Below are 23,511 nucleotides of genomic sequence, written 5' to 3' on the forward strand. Positions count from 1 at the left end.
CCGAAGGGACCAGGCGGGGCCCGCCGCCGGACAGAGGCCGGGGGCGGGGGTGACCCTTACGCTGCCAGGATGGAGACTCCTGAGTCGCGCGACGCCGATGTCGCGGCCTTCGAGCCTGCCGAGCTGCCGGGGCCGTTCGACACGGCGGCCGTGTCGGGAACGCCCGAGCTGCCGGGAGACGCGCCGGGGCCGGCGGGCTCCGGGGCGGGGGACGCGCCCCAGGCGGGCGGGGGACGCGGCGGAGGGGGTGGGGTGCTGCGGGGGCCGTATCGGGCGCTGAGCGTCGGGATCGTCTCGGTCGTGCTGCTCATCGCGTTCGAGGCGACCGCCGTGGGGACGGCGATGCCGGTGGCGGCGCGGGAGCTGCACGGGATTCCGCTGTACGCGTTCGCGTTCTCCGCGTACTTCGCGACCAGTCTGTTCGGGATGGTCCTCGCCGGGCAGTGGGCGGATCGCGCGGGGCCGCTCGCGCCGCTGACCGCCGGGATCGGGATGTTCGCCGCGGGGCTGCTCGTCGCGGGGACGGCCTCGGGCATGTGGGTGTTCGTCCTCGGGCGGGGCGTGCAGGGGCTTGGCGGGGGCCTGGTGATCGTCGCGCTGTACGTCGTCGTGGGGCGCGTGTACCCGCGGCGGCTGCGGCCCTCGATCATGGCGGCGTTCGCGGCCGCCTGGGTCGTGCCGTCCGTGGTGGGGCCGCTCGCCGCCGGCACGGTGACGGAACAGCTCGGCTGGCGCTGGGTGTTCCTCGGCATTCCGGTCCTGATCGTGCTGCCGCTCGCGCTCGCGCTGCCCGCGATCCGGCGGACGGCCGCGGGCCGCGCCGACCCGCGGGCGCCCGCCCCGCGTTTCGACCGGCGCCGCCTCGTGCCGGCGCTCGCGCTGTCGGCGGGCGCCACGCTGCTCCAGTACGCGGGCGAGGACCTGCGGTGGGTGTCGCTGGTGCCTGGCGTGGCGGGCGCCGCGCTGCTCGGCGCCGCCGTGCCCCGGCTGCTGCCCGCGGGGACCTGGCGGGCGGCGCGCGGACTGCCCGCCGTGGTGGCGCTGCGCGGGGTGGCCGCGGGGGCGTTCGTCGCCGCCGAGAGCTTTGTGCCGCTGATGCTGGTGACGCGGCGCGGTCTGTCGCCGGCGATGGCGGGCCTCTCGATCGCGGTGGGCGGGGCGACCTGGGCCCTCGGCTCGTACGTGCAGTCGCGGCCGCGACTCCAGCCGCGCAGGGAGCCGTTGACGGCCCTCGGCATGGTGCTCGTGACGCTGGGGATCGCGATCGCGCCCGCGGTGCTGTTCCGCGCCGTGCCGGTGTGGGCGGTGGCGGTCGCGTGGGCGGTCGGCTGCCTCGGCATGGGGATCGTCGTCTCGTCGACGAGCGTGGTCGCGCTGAGCCTGTCCGCGCCCGAGGAGGTCGGCGCGAACTCCTCGGCCCTCCAGATCTCGGACGGCCTGTCGAACGTCCTCATGCTGGCCGTGGGCGGCGCCGCGTTCGGCGTGTTCGGCGGCGGCGCGGTCGGTGCGGGCGGCGCGCCCGTCGCGGCGAGCGGGGCGGCGGGCTCGCACCCCGCCGCGTTCGCCTCGGTGTTCGTGCTGATGGCGGCCGTGGCGCTGGGCGGCGTGTGGGTCGCGACCCGGGTCCGCGCGGGCGGGCCCCCGGGCCCGCCGCGGCGCCCAGGGACACGCGGCGCCGCCCGGATGTGACACATCCCGCACCCCGGCGCGTGGGGTCGCGTTCGTACGAGGATCATGGCGGCGCCCCGGTAGGGTGGCCCGGTTGTCGTACGGCAGCGGCCGGTCCCGCGCGGGGCCGCCGCCAGGTTCGGAACGGAGACCGTGAGCACTCCCGCCTCCCACCACCTCTCACCCGCCTTCCCGGGCCGGGCCCCCTGGGGCACGGCCAACAAGCTGCGCGCCTGGCAGGAGGGCGCACTCTCGCGCTACCTCCAGGAGCAGCCGCGCGACTTCCTGGCGGTCGCGACGCCGGGCGCCGGCAAGACGACCTTCGCGCTGACGCTCGCGTCGTGGCTGCTGCACCACCACGTCGTGCAGCAGGTCACGGTCGTCGCCCCGACCGAGCACCTCAAGACGCAGTGGGCGGACGCCGCGGCGCGGATAGGGATCAAGCTGGACCCCGACTACAGCGCGGGTCCGCTCAGCAAGGAGTACGACGGCGTCGCCGTCACGTACGCGGGCGTCGGGGTGCGGCCGATGCTGCACCGCAACCGCTGCGAGCAGCGCAAGACGCTGGTCATCCTGGACGAGATCCACCACGCCGGCGACTCCAAGTCGTGGGGCGAGGCGTGTCTGGAGGCGTTCGAGCCGGCGACCCGGCGCCTCGCGCTGACCGGTACGCCGTTCAGGTCGGACACCAACCCGATCCCGTTCGTCGTGTACGAGGAGGGCAACGACGGCATCCGCCGCTCCTCGGCCGACTACACGTACGGCTACGGCAACGCCCTCGCCGACGGCGTCGTGCGGCCCGTCATCTTCCTCAGCTACAGCGGCAACATGCGCTGGCGCACGAAGGCGGGCGACGAGGTGGCCGCGCGCCTCGGCGAGCCCATGACGAAGGACGCCGTGTCGCAGGCGTGGCGCACCGCGCTCGACCCGCGCGGCGACTGGATGCCGAACGTGCTGCGCGCCGCCGACCAGCGCCTCGCCGAGGTGCGCAAGGCGATCCCCGACGCGGGCGGCCTGGTGATCGCCGCCGACCAGGAGTCGGCGCGCGCCTACGCGAAGCTGATCCGGGAAATCACCGGCACGAGGCCCACCGTCGTGCTGTCGGACGAGGCCGCGGCCTCGAAGCGCATCGAGGAGTTCAGCGCGAGCGAGGACCGCTGGATGGTGGCGGTGCGCATGGTGTCCGAGGGCGTCGACGTGCCGCGCCTCGCGGTCGGCGTGTACGCCACCACGATCTCGACCCCGCTGTTCTTCGCGCAGGCCGTGGGCCGTTTCGTACGGTCGCGCAGGCGCGGCGAGACGGCGTCCGTCTTCCTGCCGACCATCCCCGACCTGCTGGGCTTCGCGGGCGAGATGGAGGTCGAGCGCGACCATGTGCTCGACAAACCGAAGCGCGGCGACGAGGACCCGTACGCGGAGTCCGAGAAGGAGATGGACGAGGCCAACAAGGAGGAAGACGAAGCAGACGCTGACACTGGCGAGCAGGACACGCTGCCCTTCGAGGCGCTGGAGTCCGACGCCGTCTTCGACCGGGTCCTCTACGACGGCGCCGAGTTCGGCATGCAGGCTCACCCGGGCAGCGATGAGGAGCAGGACTACCTCGGCATCCCCGGGCTGTTGGAGCCCGACCAGGTGCAGATACTGCTCCAGCGGCGGCAGGCGCGGCAGATCGCGCACAGCCGCAAGAAGCCCGACGAGGAGGCGGACCTCCTCGAACTGCCCGCCGAGCGGCGGCCGGTGGTGTCGCACCGCGAACTCCTCGACCTGCGCAAGCAGTTGAACACGATGGTCGGCGCGTACGTGCACCAGAGCGGCAAGCCGCACGGGGTGGTCCACACCGAGCTGCGCCGGGTGTGCGGCGGCCCGCCGAGCGCGGAGGCGACGGCGGGGCAGATCCGCGAGCGGATCAAGAAGGTCCAGGAGTGGGCCACCCGGATGCGGTGAGCCCCGGCGGGTGCGGGCCGCCTGCGCTGTGAGGTCCCGCCCGCCGCGCGGCCGCGTGTGCCGAACGGCCCCGCCCGCCGCGCGCATGCGTCCGTCGTGCCGTCCCGTCCGCCGCGCGGAGCGCGCGGTCCGTCCCGCCCGCCGCGCGCGGATCCGCCGTCCGTCCCGCCCGCCGCCGTACGCGTACGGCCCCGGTGTGCCGTGCCCGCCCGCCTCGGTGTGTCCGGTGTGGACGCCGGCCCCGCGGTGTGGGCGCCCGGCCCGCGGTGTGCGCACCGGGGCCGCGGTGTGTGCGGTGTGTGCGCGGGCCCGGTGTTCCGCGCGTCGCGGATCAATGTGCTCATCACCGGTTTTTCCTTGTCATTTGCCCATCGTTCGGGACGAACACAACGCTTCGTGCCCGGATTCTGGACCAGGCCTTCCGCTGAGCGGTAACGCTCGCTACTGTCCGGACACGTGACCACGCGCCGTGGCAGCGCCGCCGCGCAGCGCAGCCGGTGTGCCGTGTCCGGTGGCAGTTTCCTCCGCGCGCCACCGAGCCGACGGGACCGGTGCCGCGGCCCGCGCGGGACCGTCGCCACCACTCGCTCCGGGACCATCGAAGGAGAGGGCGTCGTGACCGCCGAGACCTCCCAGACGCTCGACAGGGGACTGCGTGTCCTGAAGCTGCTCGCCGACACCGACCACGGCCTGACCGTCACCGAGTTGTCGCATCGGCTCGGCGTCAACAGGACCGTCGTCTACCGCCTCCTCACCACACTGGAGCAGCACACCCTGGTGCGCCGCGACCTCGGCGGCCGGGTCAGGGTCGGCCTGGGGGTGCTGCGGCTCGGGCGCCAGGTCCACCCGCTGGTGCGGGAGGCGGCGATGCCCGCGCTGCGGTCACTCGCCGAGGACATCGGCGCCACCGCGCACCTCACCCTGGTCGACGGCGGCGACGCCCTCGCGGTCGCCGTCGTCGAACCGAGCTGGACCGACTACCACGTGGCGTACCGCGCCGGGTTCCGGCACGCGCTGGACCGCGGCGCAGCAGGCAAGGCGATCCTCGCGGCACGCGGCGCCGTGCTGACCGAGCCGCGCTGCACGCTGACGCACGGCGAGTTGGAGACCGGCGCGAGCGGCGCCGCGGCCGCGCTCGTCGGGGTCAGCGGGATAGAGGGCAGCGTGGGCGTGGTCATGCTCGCCGACTCGGTGCCGGAGCGGGTCGGCGCCCGGGTGGTGGACGCGGCCCGCGAGGTCGCGGACGCCCTGCGCTGAGACCGCACGGCGGCCCGTCCCGTGGGCCCGCCGGGCGCCCGATAGATTGGCACCGTGTTCTCTCGTCTCTCGCGCCCCGTGTTCCTCGCCGTGTGCGCCGTGCCGGTCGTCGCCCTGTTCGTGATCGTCGCGGTGCTGCCGCTGCCGTACGCGGTCGCGGTGCCTGGGCTGACCGCGGACGTGCTCGGGGTGGACAAGGGGCAGCAGGTCATCACCGTCGGCCGCGCCCCGGTCAGGAAGACCACCGGGCAGCTGCGGATGACCACCATCGAGGCGACGGGCCCCTCGGCGACGGTGTATCTCGGCGACGTCGTGAAGGGCTGGTTCCGGCCGAAGGAGGCGGTGCTGCCGCGCGACGCCGTCTACCCGGCGGGGCAGTCCGTCAAGGAGATCGACAAGACCAACACCAACGACATGGTGCAGTCGCAGGACGACGCGGTCACCGCGGCCCTCGCCTATCTGCACAAGGACCCGAAGTCCGTCGACGTCACGCTGCACCTCGCCGACGTCGGCGGCCCGAGCGCGGGTCTGCTGTTCACGCTCGGCATCATCGACAAGCTCGCGGGCGACGGCTCGGGTGGCGACCTGACGGGCGGCAGGACCATCGCGGGCACCGGCACCATCGACGGCTCGGGCGCGGTCGGCGCGGTCGGCGGCGTGGCGCTGAAGACCCAGGCGGCGGCCCGCGCGGGCGCCACGGTGTTCCTGGTGCCGAAGGCGGAGTGCGCCGACGCGAAGGTCAACCTGCCTGCGGGCATGCGCCTGGTCCCCGCCACCACACTGCGCGGCGCGGTCACCGCGCTCAAGGCGCTCGGCTCGGGCGGCCGGGTCCCGGCCTGCTGAGCGCCCCGGCGCCGGGCCGCGGCCCGCGCCGCGCCAGCGCACCGCGCCCCGTACCGCACCGCGCTACCGCGCCGAGTCGTCGGCCGCCTGCCGCACGAGGGGGATGATCCGCAGCGGTACGGGGTTCTCCATCACGATCGCCGTGGACGCGCGGACGATCCCGTCGAAGCCGACCACGCGGTCGATGACGCGCTGGAGGTCCGCGTTGGAGCGTGCCACCAGGCGGCACAGCATGTCCCCGCTGCCGGTGGTCGTGTGCAGTTCCAGCACCTCGGGGACGCCGTCCAGGTGCGTGCGCACGTCGGCGCCCTGGCCCTGGCGGATCTCCAGGGTGGCGAAGGCCGTCACCGGGTAGCCGAGCGCCGCCGGGTCGACGTCGGGGCCGAAGCCGCGGATCACCCCGCTCGACCTCAGACGGTCGAGCCGCGCCTGCACGGTGCCGCGCGCCACGCCGAGGCGCCGCGACGCCTCGAGCACCCCGATGCGCGGCTCCTGCGCGAGCAGCACGAGCAGCCGTCCGTCGAGTCCGTCGATCCCCATGGCGGCACTCCCCGTTGCGTGTGTGCCGGGGCCCGGGAGGCGTCGCGTGGGACGGGCTACGGGCGGGCCTCGCCCCGGCGTGGTCAGGCTGTACAGATCGTCCGGTGATTCTGCCATCCAGCTGGACATGTTGCCCAGCACTTGCGGGAACTGTTGCGCACCTTGTGGAGCGGGGAGACCCTGACCCCATGGCAGACACCTCGATGCACCCAGGCACCGCGTCCGACGCCGCTCCCGTACCCGACTCCGCGCGTGAGGCCGATCCGTTCCCGGTGAAGGGGATGGACGCGATCGTCTTCGCCGTCGGCAACGCCAAGCAGGCCGCGCACTACTACTCGACCGCCTTCGGCATGCGGCTGGTCGCCTACGCCGGCCCGGAGAACGGCAGCCGGGAGACCGCGAGTTACGTGCTCAGCAGCGGTTCCGCCCGCTTCGTGTTCACGTCGGTCGTCAAGCCGTCGACCGACTGGGGCCGGTTCCTCGCCGACCATGTCGCCGAGCACGGCGACGGCATCGTGGACCTCGCCATCGAGGTGCCGGACGCGCGCGCGGCGTACGCGTACGCGACAGCGCAGGGGGCTCGCGGCCTCGTCGAGCCGCACGAGGTCGCCGACGAGCACGGCACGGTCGTGCTCGCCGCGATCGCCACGTACGGCACCACCCGGCACACACTCGTGGAGCGGACCGGCTACGACGGGCCCTACCTGCCGGGGTTCGGCGCGGCCGAGCCGATCGTGGCGCCGCCGGCCAAGCGGAGCTTCCAGGCGGTCGACCACTGCGTCGGCAACGTCGAACTCGGCCGGATGAACGAGTGGGTGGGCTTCTACAACAAGGTGATGGGCTTCACCAACATGAAGGAGTTCGTCGGCGACGACATCGCGACCGAGTACTCGGCGCTGATGTCGAAGGTCGTCGCCGACGGCTCGCTCAAGGTGAAGTTCCCGATCAACGAGCCCGCAGTCGCGAAGAAGAAGTCGCAGATCGACGAGTACCTGGAGTTCTACGGCGGCGCCGGGGTCCAGCACATCGCGCTCGCGACCAACGACATCGTCGCCTCCGTGCGCCAGATGCGCGCCGCAGGCGTGCAGTTTCTCGACACACCGGACTCGTACTACGACACGCTCGGCGAGTGGGCGGGCGAGACGCGGGTGCCCGTCGAGACGCTGCGCGAGCTGAAGTTGCTGGTCGACCGGGACGAAGACGGCTACCTGCTCCAGATCTTCACCAAGCCGGTCCAGGATCGCCCGACCGTCTTCTTCGAAATGATCGAACGACACGGTTCGATGGGCTTCGGAAAGGGCAACTTCAAGGCGCTTTTCGAAGCGATCGAGAGGGAGCAGGAGAAGCGCGGCAACCTCTGACGCGCGGCTCGCACCGCCCGTGCCCGCTCTGCCCGCGGCCCCGTGGAGACTGACCCACGGGGCCGTGCCGCTGCCCGGGGCGCGGGCCGTCAAGCGGCCTGCCCCGCAGGGGAGTTGACGCGAGACATCACGGTCGTGCGGCCGGGGCCTGCGCGGTGCCGCTGTCCGCCTCGGCCGCCAGGTCACCTGGCGCGCCTGCGGCGCCGCCCGTCGCGGCGGAGCCGCCGAGCGCACCGAGCGCCTCGCGGGCGCGGGGCGCGAGCAGCGGCGAGAAGTACGGGTTCGTGCGCAGCGCCTCGTCCAGGTGGCGGCGCGCCTCGGCTCTCATGCCGAGCGCCCGCTCGATCTCGCCGCGGTGGTACGTGGAGAGCGCGCTGCGGCGCCCCTGCTCGGTCGCGGTCGTGGCGTACGTGAGCGCGCGGGACGCGTCGCCGGAGCGGTAGAGCGCCCAGCCGAGCGCGTCGGCCGTCTCGATGCCGCGGCGGCCGCCCGTCCACTCGGCGGTCAGCCGGGTGACGGCGGCCGCGGGCGCGCCGTGGTCCGCCTCGTAGCGGCCGAGCACCAGGTTCTCGTCGACGCCCGCGCGGGTGCCGCGCGCCGCAAGTGCGCGCACCTTCGCGTACTGCGTGCTCGCGTCGCCCGTGAGGCCGAGGGACTCGTAGAGCTCGCCGTACTCCAACGCGTAGGCGGGGTCGGGCAGTCGGGCGAGCGCGGTGTCGTACGCCTGGTACGCCTCGTCGGTCCTGCCGAGCGAGGCGAGCGCCCGGCCGCGGCCCGCCTGCGCCGCGTACAGGTCGGGCGCCGCCTGGAGGGCGGCGCCGTACTGGCCGAGCGCCTCCGCCGGCTCCCCGCGCTCCCAGGCCAGGTCGCCGAGCGCGGCGAGCGCCGCGGCCTTCTGCGCGGGCGCCGCGGCCTGCTCGACGGCGGCGGACGCCTGCGCCGCGGCGTCCTCCCGCCTGCCGCGGTCGCGGTGGACGACGGCGTTCTCGGCCGCGGCGGCAGGCGCCTTCGGCCGCGCCGCGGCGAGCCGGCGGGCCGCGCGGCCCGCCGCCTCGTAGTCGCCGAGGCCGTTGTACGCGTCGATCAGCGGCGGGTAGGCGGCCCAGGCGGTGGGCGAGCGCCGCAGCGCGCGCTCGCCCCAGGCGCGGGCGGCCGGGTAGTCCCGCCGGGCGTCGGCGAGCGCGGCGAGCCCGACGAGCGCCTCGGGCGGCGTGTCCGCCGCGGGGGCGCCGGTCGCCGCGCGGGCGGGGGCGCCTGCCGCGACGGCGGTCGCGCCGGTGGGTGCCGCAGGGGTGGGCGGGGCCGCGGGGGACTCAGGTGCGAGGGAGGCGCCCGTGCCGGTGGAGGCGCGGGGTGATGAGGGTGCCACCGGGGTGGCTGAGGCGTCGGGCAGGGGACCGGCGAGGGCGCGGCCGAGGGCGCGCTCGGCCCGGGGGAAGGCCGCGGGGTCCGCCTGCCGCACCCCGCGCTGCACATAGGCGGAGCCCAGCACCGCCCAGGCCCGCGCGTCGCCCGGGTGGGCGCGCACCCGGGCCTCGCGGCCCCTGATCAGCGCCGCGAGGTCCGCGCCCGACGCCGGGGCCCCGGCCGACAGGGCGTCGAGGGCGCGGGCCTCGGGCCCGGGCGGCGGCGGTGCCCCCTGTCTTCCGTCGGGTACGCACACCAGCGCGCCCGCCACCAGGAGGCCGCCGACCCCCACGGCGAGCGCGGCGCGCTTGATCTGTCTGCTCTGTCGGGCCCTGTCCTGGTTCATCGCATCCATGGAGGCAACTGTGCGTCAATGTGATGATCACACTCTGTCCTGTGGGGTGGCTCGCATACGGGTTCACACCGATGGCCGTCGGTGCGAACCTGGGATCATGGACGATCTGCTGGAATCCGGGACGACCGCCGCCGACCGCGGCGCCCTCGCCGACCACCTGCGCGCGGGCCTGCCCGCCGACGCGGTCCTCACCGACCCCGACGTGACGGCCTCGTACGCGCACGACATGGCGAGCTTCTGCGCGGCGGGCGCGCCGGCCGTCGTCGTGCTGCCGCGCACGGTGGAGCAGGTCCAGCACGTGATGCGCACGGCCACCGCGCTGCGGGTCCCCGTCGTGCCGCAGGGCGCCCGCACGGGCCTGTCCGGCGCGGCCAACGCCTCCGACGGGTGCATCGTGCTGTCGCTCGTGAAGATGGACCGGATCCTGGAGATCGACCCCGTCGACCGGGTCGCCGTCGTGGAGCCGGGCGTCGTCAACGCGACGCTCTCGCGCGCCGTCGCCGAGCAGGGCATGTACTACCCACCGGACCCCTCCAGCTGGGAGACCTGCACCATCGGCGGCAACATCGGCACCGCGGCGGGCGGCCTGTGCTGCGTGAAGTACGGGGTCACCGCCGAGTACGTGCTCGGGCTCGACGTCGTGCTCGCCGACGGCCGCCTGCTCTCCACCGGGCGCCGCACGGCCAAGGGCGTCGCGGGATACGACCTGACCCGGCTGTTCGTCGGCTCCGAGGGCAGCCTCGGCGTCGTCGTCGGGGCCGTGCTCGCGCTGAAGCCCGAGCCGCCGCGGCAGCTGGTGCTCGCCGCCGAGTTCACCTCGGCGTCCGCCGCGGGGGAGGCCGTACGCCTGATCATGGAGCGCGGCCATGTGCCGTCCCTGATGGAACTGATGGACGGCACCACGGTCCGCGCCGTCAACGCCATGGCCCACATGGGCCTGCCCGAGACCACCGAGGCGCTGCTGCTCGTCGCCTTCGACACCCCCGACCCGGCCGCCGACCTCGCCGCCGTCGGCGAACTGTGCACCGAGGCGGGCGCCACCGAGGTCGTGCCCGCCGACGACGCGGCCGAGTCCGAGATGCTCCTGCAGGCGCGCCGGCTGTCCCTGCCCGCTCTCGAGGCGGCGCTCGGCACGACGATGATCGACGACGTGTGCGTGCCGCGCGCCCGGCTCAGCGACATGTTCGAGGGCGTCGAGGCGATCTCGGCGAAGTACGACACCAAGATCGGGGTGTGCGCGCACGCGGGCGACGGCAACACCCACCCGATCGTCTGCTTCGACCCCACCAGGCCGGACGACGTGCGCCGGGCCAAGGAGGCGTTCGACGAGATCATGGCGCTCGGCCTGCGCCTCGGCGGCACGATCACCGGCGAACACGGCGTCGGCATCCTGAAGAAGGAGTGGCTCGCCCGCGAACTCGGGCCGGTCGAGCTGGAGTTGCAGCGCCAGGTCAAGTCCGTCTTCGACCCGCTCGGGCTGCTGAACCCGGGCAAGGTGTTCGACGCGCAGGGCGGAGCGGGCCACTGACCACCACGGGTCTTCTCCGCGCGCGACGGTGTCGTGGCTCAGGCGGGCGCTCCGTGTGCCAGGACGTCACCCGCGATGCCGGCCTTGTCGGGACGGTTGTACTCCTTGATGCTGGCGGACCAGGCGGGCACCGTGATCCGGTCGGCGCCGTCGGGTCCGAGGAAGTCGAAGAGGGCGTCGATCTGCGGGCGTTCGAACCCGATGGCCGTCTGGAGGGCGGTGAAGAGGGGACGTTCGATCAGCCCGTCGCGGTCCGGGTCGCCGAGTGCGGCGAGTGCGTCCGCGAACTCGCCGATCGCCCCGTCGAAGCGCTCCGGGTCGATCACGCAGGCCGTGTACTCGGCGAAGTCGATCCGGCCGTCGTGATCGGTGTCGAGGTTGCTGACCAGGGCGTTCCAGAAGCCGCGGAAACCGGCGGCCATCGCGGCCTTCGCCTCGTCGTCGGACCCGGCGGCCGCCGCGACGACCCGGTCCGCCATGGTCTCGAAGTCCTCGGACTCCAGGTATCCGTCACCGTCGACATCGAAGCGTGTGAAGATCAGTGTGATCCGGTCGACTGCTTCCGTCCGCATGAGATGTGACCTTTCGTCAGTTCGTGGCGTCGCGCGATGCGGACGCCGTGGGCACCGCACAGGGCCGGGCACGGGTCGGGACCGGTGAGGGGGGAGTGGCGCCAGGGCGGCGAGGCGAGGGGGAGCGGCTGCGCCCGCCCGTCGGCCGGCAGCAGCGGAGATGGTCGTTCCTCACGGTGGCAGACGCCGATGGCCGCGTCGACGGCGGCGACCGGCGTTCGTCAGGAAGAGTGAAGCCGCGGACAGGGGTCCGACGGCGGCTCGTCGGATGTGCCGCTCTCGCCGGCCCGGCCCCGGCCGCTGTCGGCCCCCGCCGGTCCCGTACCCGTGGGGTACGGCGCCGGTCCCGCCGGTCCTGTACCCGTGGGGTAGAGCGCCGGCTCCGCCGATCCCGTGCCCCGCGCCCGTCCCGCGGATGTCCCGGGGTGTGCCGTCACGCCTCGGGCTTGCGGCCGAGGCCGCAGTAGCCGGCGCGTGCGCGCAGCACGGCCCGGCTGTCGGCGTCGAGCGCGACCCCGGGTTCCGGGTGCCATTCCGGCCGCAGCACGACACCGGGCTCGACGAGCTCCAGACCGTCGAAGAAGGCCGTGACCTCGGCCCTGCCGCGCAGGTGGACGTGGTGGACTCGCGCGCCGTAGGTGCTCAGCGCCGGGCGGGCCGCGGCGTCGTCGCCACCGGCCTGCGACAGCCCCAGGTAGCTGCCGGGGGCCAGGGGGCGCAGGTACCCCCGTACCAGCCTGGCCGCCGCCTCGTCGTCGAAGAAGTGCAGTACCGCGCTCATCAGCACCGCCACCGGGCGGCCGGGGTCGAGCAGGCCCGTGGTGCGCGGATCGTGCCACACGGAGCCGGGTTCCGCGATGTCCCCCTCGATGACGGCGGCACGCTCGTCCCCTTCGAGCACCTGCCGCCAGGCGCCGGCCGCCACCGGGTCGCGCTCCACGTAGACGACCCGGGCGGCCGGGTCGACGGCCCGCGCGATCTCGTGCACATTGTCGCCAGGGTCGTCGGAGGGGACGCCGGAGCCGAGGTCGAGGAACTGGTCGATGCCCAGCAGCGCCAGGTGGCGCACCAGCCGGCGCAGGAACATCCGGTTCACGCGCGCGATGGCCCCGAACAGCGGGTAGTCGCGCAGGAAATCGTCCAGGGTCTCGCGGTCCGCGCTGTTCCCGCGGGAACCGCCGAGTGCGAGCCCGTACACGCGGGCGATGGACGCGTCGTCCGCATGCGCGGCGTCACTTGCCATGGCCGCAGTGTAACCAGGGCGCGCGGCCGACGGCCGTCCCGCGGGGCGAGGTCGTCGGCGGAGCGCCCCGCCCTCTTCTCTCCCCGTATCTCCTCGTGCACGGACGGTGGTTGATAGCCTGTCGGCGACGATGTGCGCCGCGGCCGCCGCGTGCGGGAGCGCACGGCACGCCAGGTCCGGCTTCGGGAGGTGGCCCGTTGTCCCGCACGACCGACGACATCCTCGATGTCCTCGACCCCCCGCCGGGCGCCGAGCCGGACCCCGACGCGTTCGTGCGCGCCGCCATGGCCTGGCACTTCGGCGAGGACACCGGCTCGCCGTTCTGGCTGGCGCGGGCCGCTTCGCTGGGCTTCGATCCGCGCACGGACGTCAGGGGCCACCAGGACCTCGCCCTCTTCCCGAACGTCGCGGACGAGCTGCGCGACGTCCGCGCCGCCGCTCTCGTGCCGCGCGGCTACGGTGCGCGCCCCGGTGTCGTCGGCGTGGCCGAGAGCGGGGGCACCACCGGCGCGCCCAAGCGCGTGGTCATCCTCCGCGACTGGTGGGACCGGGTGGTGAGCGCGGTCGATGCCGATCTGGACGCCCTCGGGTTTCCCCGCGGGGCGGACTGGCTGGCCCTCGCGCCGACCGGGCCGCACATGGTCGGGGATCTCGTCACCCGGCTGGCCACCGACCGCGGCGGCATCAGGTTCCCCGTCGACCTGGACCCGCGGTGGATCAAGAAGCTCCTGGCCGCGGGCGACACGGGCCAGGCCGACGCCTACGGCGAGCACCTCGTCGAGCAGGCGGCGCACCTGCTGAGCACCCAGGACATCGGCGTGCTCATGACCACCCCGGCGCTGCTGGAACGCCTCGCGCGCCGCGACGACCTGGTGGAGCTGGTCAACGCGAAGGTGCGGGGCATCCTCTGGGGCGGGACGCACATGGACGCAGACTCGCGGGACCTCTACCGCACCGAGGTCTTCCCCGGCGTGCCGCTCCACGGGGTCTACGGCAGCACGATGATCCTCGGCGGGGTCGGCGAACGGCTCGGCCTGACTGCGGACGACCCCTGCGTCTTCGATCCGCTCGCGCCCTTCGTCACGTTCTCCGTCGTCGCCCCCGAGACCGGCGGGACGGTCGGCCACGGCGAGCGCGGCCAGGTGGTGACCCACCATGTGAGCAAGTCGTTCCTGCTGCCGGCCAACCTCGAACGCGACCTGGCCACCCGGGTGCGGGCGCCGGCGGGTGCCCCCGGTGACGCGATCGCCGACGTGGGCCCGGTCGCGGTCTTCGACGAACGGGCCGTCATCGAGGGCGTGTACTGAGGTGGGCGCGCCGATCGAGGTGCCGGCGCTCGGGCCGAAGGGTCCCTACCGGTCCCGCAACCGGCTGCCGATCAGCGATGTGGCGGGCCAGCCGATCGCTGAACTGAGCCTGGTTCCCCCGCTGTTCGTCTCCCGGGCGATGGCCGCGCTGCACCGGGCCGCGACCCCGCCGACGGAGGAGCGGCTCGCCGCCCTCGCCCGTGCCGGTGAACTGTTCGCCGCGGGCACGGTGGCCGGCCTGGACGCCGACGCGTACGCGCACGCCGTCTGCCGGATGTCCGGGACCCCGCTGACCGGTGTGCGCACGGCGGTCGAGAGCATCCGGCGGAGCACCGCGCTTGCCGACCGCAGCGCGCAGGCGGCCCGTCCCGTCGGCGCCGTGCGCGACTGGCGCGCCCCGGAGGCGCGCACCGGCACCGCGGTGTGGGTCCGGCGCGGCGCCGTGTTCGCCGTGCAGGCCGCCGGGAACCATCCCGCCGTGCACGCGCTGTGGCCGGAGGCCCTGGCGCTCGGCTACCGGGTGGCCGTGCGGCCCTCGCGCCGCGAACCGCTCACCCCGTACCGCCTCGTCAGCGCCCTGCGGGCGGCCGGCTTCGGCGCCGACCAGGTCGTGCTGCTGCCCACCGATCACCGGACGGCCGACACGCTCCTGCGCGAGGCGGACCTGGGCATGGTCTACGGCGGCCAGGCGGTCGTCGACCGGTACGCGGCCGACCCCACCGTGCTGCCCGCCGGGCCCGGCCGGGCGAAGATCCTCGTCACCGCCGACTCGGACTGGCGCAGCCACCTCGACGTCATCGCGGACTCGGTCAGCCGCGACGGCGGTGTCGGCTGCGTCGACGCCACCGCCGTGTTCGTCGAGGGCGACCCCGGGCCCCTCGCCGCGGCACTGGCCGAACGGCTCGCCACCATCGCCGACATGCCACCGGAGGACGAGCGGGCGATCCTGCCGGTGCACCCGCTCGCGGAGGCGCGGCGCCTGTCGGACCACCTGCTCGCCAGGGCCGCGGGCACGAAGGCCTGGCTCGGTGGCGCCGGAGTGGTGGGCGACCTGGGCGACGGCACCGCGACGCTGCGGCCCGCCGTGCACCAGCTCGATGGCCCGTACGCCGAACAGGCCGGGACGGAACTGCCGTTCCCGTGCGTCTGGGTCGCGCCCTGGACCCGCGAGGCCGGCGTCGAGGTGCTCAGGAACAGCCTGGTCCTCACCGCGATCACCGAGGACGAGGAGCTGCTCGACCGCCTGCTCGCCGAGCCTTCCATCAGCAACCTCCACATCGGCGGCCACCCGACCCACTGGATGGCCCCGGGTGTCCCGCACGACGCCTACCTCGGCGAGTTCCTGATGCGCACCAAGGCGGTCATCCGCGGCTGAACGCCCCCGGCCCCAGGGGGTTCGCCGTTTCCTCCCCGGCTCGGCCGCCCGCTGGTATGTTCCGACCATGAACAAAAGAGGGGCGGACGGCAGCGCGGGCGACGCGGACTACGGCTCCATCGGTGAGCGGTACACCTCCTACCGGCAGCCGGAGCCGCGCATCGCGCGGCTGATCGAGGCGGCGCTCGGCGACGCCCGCACCGTCGTCAACGTCGGCGCGGGGGCCGGTTCCTACGAGACGGCGGAGCGCGCGGTGACGCCCGTCGAGCCCTCCGCGGTGATGCGCGCCCAGCGCCCGCCGGGCCTGCCTGCGGCCGTCGACGCGGTCGCTGAGCAACTTCCCTTCGAAGACGACGCGTTCGATGCCGCGATGGCGACCTTCAGCGTCCACCAGTGGGGCGACTTCCGGGCCGGGCTGCGCGAGATGCGGCGGGTGGCGCGCGGGCCCGTGCTCCTCCTGACCGCGGACCCCGTCCTCGTCAGGGACTTCTGGCTGTACGCGTACGCGCCGCTCGTCCTCGACACCGAGGCGCGCCGCTATCCGGCTGTCGCGGACCTCGCCGAGGTGCTCGGCGGGCTCGTCGACGTGACGCCCGTACCGATCCCGTTCGACTGCGTGGACGGCTTCAACGAGGCGTACTACGGCCGCCCCGAGATGCTGCTCGACCCCGGTGCCCGGCAGGCCAACTCGGCCTGGAGCTTCGTCGATCCGGCGATCCGGGAGCGGTACGCGGCGGCGCTTGACGCCGCTGTCGGGTCGGGGGAGTGGGACGAGCGGTACGGCGAGCTGCGCCACCGGCCGTCCTACGAGGGGTCGTTGGTACTGGTGCGGGGGCTGCCCGACTGAGCGGGGGCGCCGGGCCTCGGCCCGGCGCGCCTCAGGGCCAGAGGAGCTGCCTGCGCCAGCCGTCCGCCGCGCGCAGATAGGCGAGGCGGGTGTGCCGGCGCCCGGCGTCGCCCTGCCAGAACTCGACGCGCTCGGCGCGCAGTTCGTACAGCGTCCACTCCGGTGCCACCAGGTCCTGGTGCCGCTCGACGCGGGCCAGCGACTCCGCGGTGCGCCGGTCGCGCTCCGCGAGGTCCCCGAGGGGGCGGCTCTGGGTGCCGAGCAGCGCCTCGGCGCGCGCCTGCGGCGAGCGCGCCAGGAAGTCGGCCGCGGCCTGCTGCGCGGGCCGCGCCGCGACCGGCCCGCGCACCCGGCCCTGCCGGGCGAGCGGCGGCCAGTAGAAGGTGAGCGCGGCCCTCGGGTGCGCGGCCGGCTCCCGGCCCTTCGGGCTGCCGGCGTGCACGGCGAACTGCCAGCCGCCGGCGTCGGTGTTCTCCAGGTTCTTCAGGATGAGGACGCGCGCGTCCGGGTGGCCCTCGGCGTCCACGGTGGACAGCGTCATCGCGTGCGGCTCGCGGACACCGGCGGCGAGCGCCCCGCGCAGCCACGTGACGAACAACTCCTCGGGCGCCGCCGGGGTGTCGGCGGGGTCGAAGGTGGGGAGGTCGTCTCCGGCGAAGACCTCGATCCCACGCAGGAGTTCGCGCAGGCCGGCGTGGTGGTCCATGGGTTCTCCCGGCGGTGGGAAGGGGGCGGGGCATTATGTTCCGCCGGTAAACATAATACGGCCGAGCGGGGCGGGATGCCGGAACGCCCGTATCGACTCGTCGTCGGTCGGCATATTGTATTCTGTATGCAGTGCGCGCCCGGCGCGCCGCGGAGTGGAAGGGGACCGGCATGCTCACCAAGAAGGAAGCCGCGGAGGCCGTGCGCCAGGCCAAGATCCGTACCGGTGTGACCTGGGCGCAGCTCGCCGAGACCGTGGGCAGGCCGCTCGCCTGGACGACCGCGGCGCTCCTCGGCCAGCACCCGATGGGCGAGAAGGAGGCCGAGCGCGCCGCCGCGCTGCTCGAACTCGGCGAGGACGCCGTGCTCGCCTTCCGCAGCCAGCCCTACCGCGGCGGGCTCGACACGGCCGTCCCGGTCGACCCGACGATCTACCGCCTCTACGAGGTGGTCCAGGTCTACGGGCCGACCATCAAGGAGCTCATCCACGAGCAGTGCGGCGACGGCATCATGAGTGCCATCAACTTCAAGCTCGACGTGGAACGCGTGCCGCACCCGAAGGGCGACCGGATCGTGATCACCCTCGACGGCAAGTACCTGCCCTACGAGTGGTGACGCCGCGGGGCCGGCCGTCCCGGCCCCGCCCCGCCAACCGGCCGCCGGACGCACCCGGCGGCCCCAGGCCGGCGCCCCGTGCGGGGGCCGGCCGTCCAGGCGGCCGCCGGAGCGGCGTGCGCCCACCCGCCGCTCCGGCGGTCCTTCAGCCGCGCGGCGCGCGCGGCCCGCCCCGCCCGAGCGTCATCCGGCGCAGCAGGCCGTCCCTGACCACGAGCGCGTGCACGAGCACGCCCGACATGTGCGCGACGAACACCGCGAACAGCGTCCAGCCGCACACCACATGGACGGTGTGGAGCGCCGCGTAGAGCCCGGCGTCCTGCGGCAGGAGCCCGGGCAGCCGCAGGCCCCCGGGGAGGAGCACGGGGATGCCGGCGGCCGACTCCATGCCCCAGCCCGCCAGCGGTTGCACCAGCAGCAGCCCGTACATCAGGCACTCCGAGGCGGCGGCGACCGCGCGTTCCGCCCGCGGCATGGCGGCGGGGAAGGCGGGCCCGCGGCGCAGGGCGCGGTTGGCGAGCCGCGCCACCGCCAGCACGAACACGGCGGCGCCGAGGGGCTCGTGGACGCGCAGCAGGGCGTGGTAGCCGCCGAGCCACCCCGTCATCACGATCCCGGCGAACAGCGTGGCGACGACCAGGACGGCCGTGATCCAGTGCAGCCCGCGGGCCGTCGCGTCGTAGCGTGCGGGGCGCGGGGTCGCCGGGGCCTCGGGGACGGCGTCAGCCATGGAGCACCTGCCGCACGTCGACCGCGCTCGGGGTGTGGTGCTCGGCGGCCCGGCGCGCGTACGACTGCGCGTACACGGCCGAACGCGCGCTCAGCAGCGGGTCGTCGGACGGCTCGATGCCGGGCGGCAGGACGAGCGGGTCGAAGTTGACGTCCCGCGCGGTGCCCGGCGCCTCCGTCTCCACGGTGTCCAGGGTGAGTGTCCCCGCGACGACCCTGCGCCGCCGCTTGGGCCAGGGGAGCGTGGCGTCGTCCAGCGGATCGCCCGGCTCGGCGACCGTCACGACGAGCCGCCAGCGCAGCGGCCCGGCCGACAGGTCGCGCACGAGCGCGTCGAAGAGGTAGTCGCGGGTGCCGGGCGCCGCCGGGTTCCCGCCGGGCACGGGCCCTGCGGGCCGCACCGGCCGGAGCGGCTCCATCGCCCACCTGACCGGGACACGGCCGCCCGCGGGCAGGCCGCTCCCGCCGCGGCCGCCCGTGAAGTAGAAGGCGTTGAGCCCGTGGAAGGTGCTGTCGGCGAAGCCCGACGTGGCGGGCCTCGCCGCGACCACCTTCATGGCGCGCGCGGTCTCCGGGTGGCGTTCGAGGAACGCGGCCATGGCGCGCGGGTCGGGCCTGCCGGTGGCGGGCACCGGTTTCGAGGCCCGCACCCGTTCGAGGAAGCCGCTCGGTGTGTTGTCGAGGAAGACGGGGAGGTCGACCATGGCCGTGCGCCACTGGCCGCCGTCCTGCGGGTCGAAGCGCAGGCCGAGCCCGCGCACGGCGGCCGGTGCGTCCGGCGCGTAAGGGACGCCACCGGAGAGGGAGAACCTGCCGGTGACCGGGGTCCTCCCGCCGGGCCTGAACACCGAGGCCCCGCAGAGCGCGGCGGCGTCGGCCGTGGCCGTGAAGCGGCCCCGTACGGCCACGCCCTTCGCGTGGTTGCGGCGGAAGCCGGGGTGGCGCCCGAAGACGCCCTCCAGGCCGTCGGCGAACCGCGCCGGTGTCAGCCGCTCGGGCGGCAGCGCTCTCAGTCTGCCGCCCGCGTACAGGAAACCCCCGACGGTCGTGACGCCGATCCCGCCCACCGCGGCCAGCCCGAACAGCGCACTCCTGCGCTCCACCACGCGCTCTCCCTCATCCGCCGACATGGCACTGCGTGCCGATCCGCGCGGGATACGGGGCGCGGGCCGCGAGCGTTGAAGGAACGCGCTGTGGTCCGGGTCACAGGGTGCGGCGCGGGTCCGCCCCGCGCCGTGCGACCGCCGGGGCGGCCGAATGTCAGCGCAGGCGCGAGGAGTTCATGATGGAGGCCAGGTGGGCGACGACCATGATCCAGCTCACCGCGGCGATGGCCGCGACGGCGATCCTGGTCGGCTCCGTGCTGTTGAGAGCGGCGTCCACGATCGCCACGGCGAGCAGCAGCAGCGACGCCTCGATGCCGTTGGTGATGCGGTGGATCTTGAACGCGGAGGCCACCCGCCGTGCGAAGGCGATCGACTGGGCGCGCGGCGCCGTCGACTCCTCGGTGGCGACGGCCAGTCCGCGCCGCGCACGGGCCACGTCGACCAGGTCCGTCGACGCCTTCAGCAGCACGATGCCGAGGGCCGCGGCAAGGCCCACGGACACCCACAGGTCCGAACCGCCGCGCGCCGCACGGAAACCGGCGCCGACGAGCAGCGCCGCGTCCGCCAAGTAGGCGCCCAGGCGGTCGACATAGATGCCGACCGCGCTGTTCTGCCCCTTCCAGCGCGCCACTTCGCCGTCGACGCAGTCGAAAAGCAGGAACAGCTGGAAGAGGATCGCGGCGAGCAGCGCGCCCCACAGGCCGGGGACGAGCAGCGCGACCCCGGCGAGGACACCGCACACCACCATGGTCCAGGTGAGCGCGTTCGGTGTGACGCGGGTGCGGACGAGCTGCCGCGTCGCGTGCAGCGAGATCGTCCGCATGTACAGGCGGCCGGCCCAGTGCTCGCCGTTGCGGCTCGCGAGCTTCGCGTTCGGCTGGCAGACCTCGCGCAGTTCCGCCAGTGCCGGAGCAGTCGTCATCTTCGGTGTTCCCTCTCGCCCTCCGCCGACCCGTGTCGCCCAAAGGGTAGAGGACCGCCAGCGGACCCTCCCCGGCCACCTGCCGTTCACGCACCGCGGGGCGGCCAGGTGCCGACCCCTGTGCGGCGCCTGGCCCCGTTCCCGGTGCGTGAACGGCGGCGGCCGCGCCCAACGACTCGGGCGCGGGGGCGCCCGGTGCCGGGGGAGGGTGCGCGGGAGGGTGAACTGCCGTGCCTGTGAGGCGAGTCACTCTCCGGCGTCCTGGCAGTCCGACCCGTCGGACGGCCACGGGTCCCGCAGCCACAGGTCGTCCGCCGGGGTCGGTGCGAGCAGCGCGAGCAGCGCCTCGTCGAGGCCGAGCCGGTCCGTCTCCGTGCCGGGCGGCACGACCCGCAGTGTGTGTTCGAGCCACTGGTACAGCGCCCCGAGCGGCGCCTGCAGCAGCGCGTCCCCGTCCGGCGAGGTCAGCGCGAGGCTGATCACGCTGTGCCCGCTCACGCGCGTCGGCCAGATCCGTACGTCGCCGTGCCCGCACGGCCGGAACACGCCCTCCACCAGCAGCTCGCGCGCGAACGTCCAGTGCACCGGGTTCTGCGAGTGGATGTGGAAGGCGATGTGGACCGCGTAGGGGTCCGCCGTCCTGTACGTCAGCCTGGCGGGTACCGCCACGCTGTGCTCAGGCGACAGGACCAGCTCGATGTCGAGTTCCCGTTCCACGACGGTGTCGGTGGCGCCCATGGTCTTCGTCCTCTCCCTCGTTCGGCCCCGGGACTGGTTGTCCGGGCGCCGTACTGGGAGAGAGCCGGGTGCCGCGCGACTATGACGCGGCTTCTCCAAGATTTTTTTCCGGCACGGGTACGGGGCTCAGCCCGCCCACGCGGCGAGCCGCTCACGCACGAGGCCCGCGACCGCTTCCACCTGGTCGTTCAGATAGAAGTGGCCGCCCGGCAGCACCCGTATCCGGAACTCGGACGCCGTGTGCCCTGCCCAGGCCGCGGCCTGGGCAGGGGCGACCCGCGGGTCGGCGTCGCCGAGCACCGCGGTCACCGGGCAGCCGAGCCGCTCCCCCGGCCTGGGGCGGTACGTCTCCAGGGCGCGGTAGTCGCTGCGGACTGCGGGCAGGACGAGGCCCACGAGCTCCTCGTCGTCCAGCGCGCCCGCGGCCGTGCCGCCGAGGGACTTCAGCTCGGCGACCACCTCGGCGTCGCCGAGCAGGTGGACCTGCCGGCCCTCCGCCACCGAGGGCGCCTTGCGCGCGGAGGCGAACAGGCCCACGGGCCCGCTGGACCCCGGGCCTTCGAGCAGCCGGGCCACCGCGAAGGCCAGCGTCGCGCCCATGCTGTGCCCGAAGAACGCCGTCGGCCGCCCCTGCCCGCCGTCGCGCAGCCGCAGTGACTCGGCGACCAGGGCGGCCATCTCGTCCAGGTCCTCGACGCAGGGCTCCGCGTACCGGTCCTGCCGCCCCGGGTACTGCACCGCCACGGTCTCCACCGCCCCGCCGAGCGCCGCCGCCAGCGGCCGGAAGGACGAGGCGGCGCCGCCCGCGTGCGGGAAGCAGACCAGCAGCGGCGCCCCCGCGGTCGGCCCGGGCGCCGCCCGCAGCCGCCGCAGCCACGCCTCCGGGTCGGCCCGCCCCGGCTCCGCGGCCCCTGCCGCTCCCGACGGTGTCGTCGCTGCGTGACTCATGGCGCGGTACCTGCCTCTCGGTCGGTGCGGTGCGGACGCCTGCCGCCCGGGGGGCGTCCGTACGCGCGGGCTGCGCCGCCCGCGCGGTGGGCGGGGCGCCCCGGGACGGCCGGGGCGCCGCGGAGGGCCGCCTCAGGCTGCTGCTCCCCCCGACGGCCGGGGAAAGTATCCCTCCTCGACGACGCACTCCACGTGCTGCCAAAACGGCTCCCTGGCAGCTCGTTCAGTGTGCTGTGCCGGCTCCGGCGTGCGGGCATCGTGCCCCGGGAGGCGTTCGGCGAGCGGCCGGTCCTGCGGCGTCCGTGAGGGGTGGCGCCGTCGCGCGCGCTTCATCCGGATGTGCGACGCCTTCCCCATCCCCGTGCTCTCTTTCGTGGACGTCCCCGGGCCCCTGCCGAGCGCCGAGCATCGAGCGCCCCCGCCCGGTCGCCCGTGCGCGCGGGCTGCGCGCACCGCTGCCGCCGCGCGGCCCCGGCGCCTGGCGGGCCGCCGCCTGGCGCTGACAGGCAGCACACCTGCGGTGGTCCCCTTACGGCCCCCGGCCCGGTACCGTGCTGCCGTCCACTGCGCGCCCGCGCCGGAGGAGGCCCCGCGCCCCGCGGCCGGGACGGCCCGGCGGGAGCCGCCGGTACGCCGATAACGTTGTGTGACGACTCCGTGACCGAAAAGTGGCGCAAAGGAGAGGACCGCCCCGGCGGCGGCCGGTGTTCTGATAGATGTGAGGCCTTGAACAAAGGCACTTGAGGAGATACGGGACCACGGTGATGAGCGCCCCGACATCGGCAGCAGGCGACGGCGGGCCCGCGGCCGGCTACTACCCCGATCCGTCCATCCCGGGCTACGTCCGGTACTGGAACGGCGCTGCCTGGGTGCCCGGCACCAGCAGGCCCGCGCCCGCGGGGAGCGAGGCCGCCGACCCCCGCGCGCAGGCCGCACCGCAGGCCCCCGCCCCCGACGCGGCGCCGCAGGCCGCCGAGGAGACGGGGCCCGTCTTCTTCGACGAGGACCCCTCGGCCGGCGTCGCCGACGGACCGGACGCCGCGCCCGCCCCGCAGGAGCCCGCATCCGCCTGGCAGGCCGACACGGCGCGGCAGTCGGGCTTCGGGAGCGAGGTGGACCACCGGGTCGCGTGGGGCGCGCCCGCCGACCCGCGGGCCGCTTCGCCCGCCGACCCCTCGGAACTCTCCGCAGCCCCGCCCACCGGCCTGACCGCCGTGCCGCAGGCGCGCACCGCCCAGGACGCCGCGGCCCCTGCGCCCGAGCCGCTGCCCTCGCGCGCGGTGGACGACGCGGGCCGGCACGTGGGGCCGCCCCGCTCCGCCAAGCCGGTCGACTCGGGCGCGGCGATGCGGGCACTCGCCGCCGCGCGCCGCGCCAAGGGGGCAGGGGCGCCCGAAGAAGGGGCGGGCGCGCCCGCAGCCGGGGCAGCGCGGGGGGGGGGGGCCGCGCCCCCCCCCCCCCCCCCCCCCCCGCGCGGCGGGGGGGCCGCGGCGGGGGCGCG

Annotated in this window: 21 protein-coding genes and 1 pseudogene; 12 read left to right on the forward strand and 10 right to left on the reverse strand. The window is 75.0% G+C overall.

The features are described from left to right. The first annotated feature begins 69 nt into the window (after positions 1-69). The 4 genes from AB0910_RS21870 to AB0910_RS21885 all read left to right on the forward strand — a co-directional run bounded on the left by AB0910_RS21870 (position 70) and on the right by AB0910_RS21885 (position 5,712). Positions 70-1,689 carry an MFS transporter gene (locus tag AB0910_RS21870; RefSeq protein WP_366746279.1) on the forward strand — a complete coding sequence of 540 codons (1,620 nt, stop codon included), beginning with the start codon at positions 70-72 and terminating at the stop codon, positions 1,687-1,689. Positions 1,690-1,821: 132 nt separating this feature from the next. Then, positions 1,822-3,612 carry a DEAD/DEAH box helicase gene (locus tag AB0910_RS21875; protein ID WP_366746280.1) on the forward strand — a complete coding sequence of 597 codons (1,791 nt, stop codon included), beginning with the start codon at positions 1,822-1,824 and terminating at the stop codon, positions 3,610-3,612. 615 nt (positions 3,613-4,227) lie between these two features. Then, a complete protein-coding gene (locus tag AB0910_RS21880; RefSeq protein WP_366746281.1) occupies positions 4,228-4,869 on the forward strand; it encodes a helix-turn-helix domain-containing protein in 642 nt (213 codons plus the stop codon). Positions 4,870-4,923: 54 nt separating this feature from the next. Next, on the forward strand, positions 4,924-5,712 hold the full coding sequence (locus AB0910_RS21885) for a S16 family serine protease (protein WP_366746282.1): 789 nt from the start codon (positions 4,924-4,926) through the stop codon (positions 5,710-5,712). Between the two features lie 63 nt (positions 5,713-5,775). Here AB0910_RS21885 and AB0910_RS21890 read toward each other — a convergent pair whose 3' ends face one another. Then, entirely contained in the window at positions 5,776-6,252 is a 477-nt protein-coding gene (locus tag AB0910_RS21890) for an Lrp/AsnC family transcriptional regulator (RefSeq protein WP_366746283.1), read from the reverse strand. A gap of 188 nt (positions 6,253-6,440) precedes the next feature. Here AB0910_RS21890 and hppD point away from each other — a divergent pair, with 188 nt between their 5' ends. Next, entirely contained in the window at positions 6,441-7,613 is a 1,173-nt protein-coding gene (gene hppD, locus AB0910_RS21895; RefSeq protein ID WP_366746284.1) for a 4-hydroxyphenylpyruvate dioxygenase, read from the forward strand. 127 nt (positions 7,614-7,740) lie between these two features. Here the strand turns inward: hppD and AB0910_RS21900 are convergent, their stop codons facing one another. Beyond that, on the reverse strand, positions 7,741-9,375 hold the full coding sequence (locus AB0910_RS21900) for a tetratricopeptide repeat protein (RefSeq protein WP_366746285.1): 1,635 nt from the start codon (positions 9,373-9,375) through the stop codon (positions 7,741-7,743). 97 nt (positions 9,376-9,472) lie between these two features. Here AB0910_RS21900 and AB0910_RS21905 point away from each other — a divergent pair, with 97 nt between their 5' ends. Then, positions 9,473-10,903 carry an FAD-linked oxidase C-terminal domain-containing protein gene (locus tag AB0910_RS21905; RefSeq protein ID WP_366746286.1) on the forward strand — a complete coding sequence of 477 codons (1,431 nt, stop codon included), beginning with the start codon at positions 9,473-9,475 and terminating at the stop codon, positions 10,901-10,903. Positions 10,904-10,941: 38 nt separating this feature from the next. Here the strand turns inward: AB0910_RS21905 and AB0910_RS21910 are convergent, their stop codons facing one another. Both AB0910_RS21910 and AB0910_RS21915 read right to left on the reverse strand, forming a co-directional pair. Continuing rightward, positions 10,942-11,475, reverse strand: coding sequence for an EF-hand domain-containing protein (locus tag AB0910_RS21910; protein ID WP_366746287.1), 534 nt, complete (start codon positions 11,473-11,475; stop codon positions 10,942-10,944). Between the two features lie 433 nt (positions 11,476-11,908). After that, the gene (locus AB0910_RS21915; protein ID WP_366746288.1) at positions 11,909-12,718 is read right to left on the reverse strand and encodes an SAM-dependent methyltransferase; all 810 of its coding nucleotides are present in this window, start codon (positions 12,716-12,718) and stop codon (positions 11,909-11,911) included. A 197-nt stretch (positions 12,719-12,915) separates the two neighbouring features. Between AB0910_RS21915 and AB0910_RS21920 the strand changes: the two genes are divergently transcribed. From AB0910_RS21920 to AB0910_RS21930, 3 genes are all read left to right on the forward strand, one after another. Next, positions 12,916-14,025, forward strand: coding sequence for a phenazine antibiotic biosynthesis protein (locus AB0910_RS21920; protein ID WP_366746289.1), 1,110 nt, complete (start codon positions 12,916-12,918; stop codon positions 14,023-14,025). 1 nt (position 14,026) lies between these two features. Then, positions 14,027-15,400 (forward strand): aldehyde dehydrogenase family protein, encoded by a 1,374-nt coding sequence (locus AB0910_RS21925; RefSeq protein WP_366746290.1) that lies wholly within the window; start codon positions 14,027-14,029, stop codon positions 15,398-15,400. Positions 15,401-15,467: 67 nt separating this feature from the next. Then, on the forward strand, positions 15,468-16,247 hold the full coding sequence (locus tag AB0910_RS21930) for a methyltransferase domain-containing protein (protein WP_366746291.1): 780 nt from the start codon (positions 15,468-15,470) through the stop codon (positions 16,245-16,247). Between the two features lie 31 nt (positions 16,248-16,278). On the opposite strand, the gene AB0910_RS21935 is transcribed toward AB0910_RS21930, so the two are convergent. Continuing rightward, positions 16,279-16,953 (reverse strand): pyridoxal 5'-phosphate synthase, encoded by a 675-nt coding sequence (locus tag AB0910_RS21935; RefSeq protein WP_366746292.1) that lies wholly within the window; start codon positions 16,951-16,953, stop codon positions 16,279-16,281. A 170-nt stretch (positions 16,954-17,123) separates the two neighbouring features. Between AB0910_RS21935 and cynS the strand changes: the two genes are divergently transcribed. Continuing rightward, positions 17,124-17,567 carry a cyanase gene (gene cynS / locus AB0910_RS21940; protein WP_366746293.1) on the forward strand — a complete coding sequence of 148 codons (444 nt, stop codon included), beginning with the start codon at positions 17,124-17,126 and terminating at the stop codon, positions 17,565-17,567. Between the two features lie 145 nt (positions 17,568-17,712). On the opposite strand, the gene AB0910_RS21945 is transcribed toward cynS, so the two are convergent. The 5 genes from AB0910_RS21945 to AB0910_RS21965 all read right to left on the reverse strand — a co-directional run bounded on the left by AB0910_RS21945 (position 17,713) and on the right by AB0910_RS21965 (position 22,010). Beyond that, entirely contained in the window at positions 17,713-18,297 is a 585-nt protein-coding gene (locus AB0910_RS21945) for a cytochrome b/b6 domain-containing protein (protein WP_366746294.1), read from the reverse strand. Next, positions 18,290-19,399: a catalase family peroxidase gene (locus AB0910_RS21950; RefSeq protein WP_366746295.1), complete on the reverse strand. Its 1,110-nt coding sequence runs from the start codon at positions 19,397-19,399 to the stop codon at positions 18,290-18,292. Before AB0910_RS21950 ends, AB0910_RS21945 begins: the two co-directional genes overlap by 8 nt. 157 nt (positions 19,400-19,556) lie before the next feature. Then, the gene (locus AB0910_RS21955) at positions 19,557-20,324 is read right to left on the reverse strand and encodes a CDP-alcohol phosphatidyltransferase family protein (protein WP_366746296.1); all 768 of its coding nucleotides are present in this window, start codon (positions 20,322-20,324) and stop codon (positions 19,557-19,559) included. A gap of 246 nt (positions 20,325-20,570) precedes the next feature. Next, positions 20,571-21,062, reverse strand: a complete 492-nt coding sequence (locus AB0910_RS21960) for an SsgA family sporulation/cell division regulator (protein WP_366746297.1) — start codon at positions 21,060-21,062, stop codon at positions 20,571-20,573. Positions 21,063-21,188: 126 nt separating this feature from the next. Beyond that, on the reverse strand, positions 21,189-22,010 hold the full coding sequence (locus AB0910_RS21965; RefSeq protein WP_366746298.1) for an alpha/beta fold hydrolase: 822 nt from the start codon (positions 22,008-22,010) through the stop codon (positions 21,189-21,191). Here AB0910_RS21965 and AB0910_RS21970 point away from each other — a divergent pair. Together AB0910_RS21970 and AB0910_RS21975 are read left to right on the forward strand one after the other, a co-directional pair. Then, a pseudogene (locus AB0910_RS21970) lies at positions 22,009-22,407 on the forward strand (carboxyl transferase domain-containing protein); the annotation flags it as partial. The gene AB0910_RS21965 and the pseudogene AB0910_RS21970 overlap by 2 nt on opposite strands. Before the next feature lie 367 nt (positions 22,408-22,774). Continuing rightward, positions 22,775-23,511: DUF2510 domain-containing protein (locus tag AB0910_RS21975; RefSeq protein ID WP_366746299.1), on the forward strand; the 737-nt coding region annotated here is incomplete at its 3' end.

The sequence above is a fragment of the Streptomyces sp. NPDC047002 genome (genome assembly GCF_040704505.1).
In the GTDB taxonomy this organism is placed as follows: Bacteria; Actinomycetota; Actinomycetes; order Streptomycetales; family Streptomycetaceae; genus Streptomyces.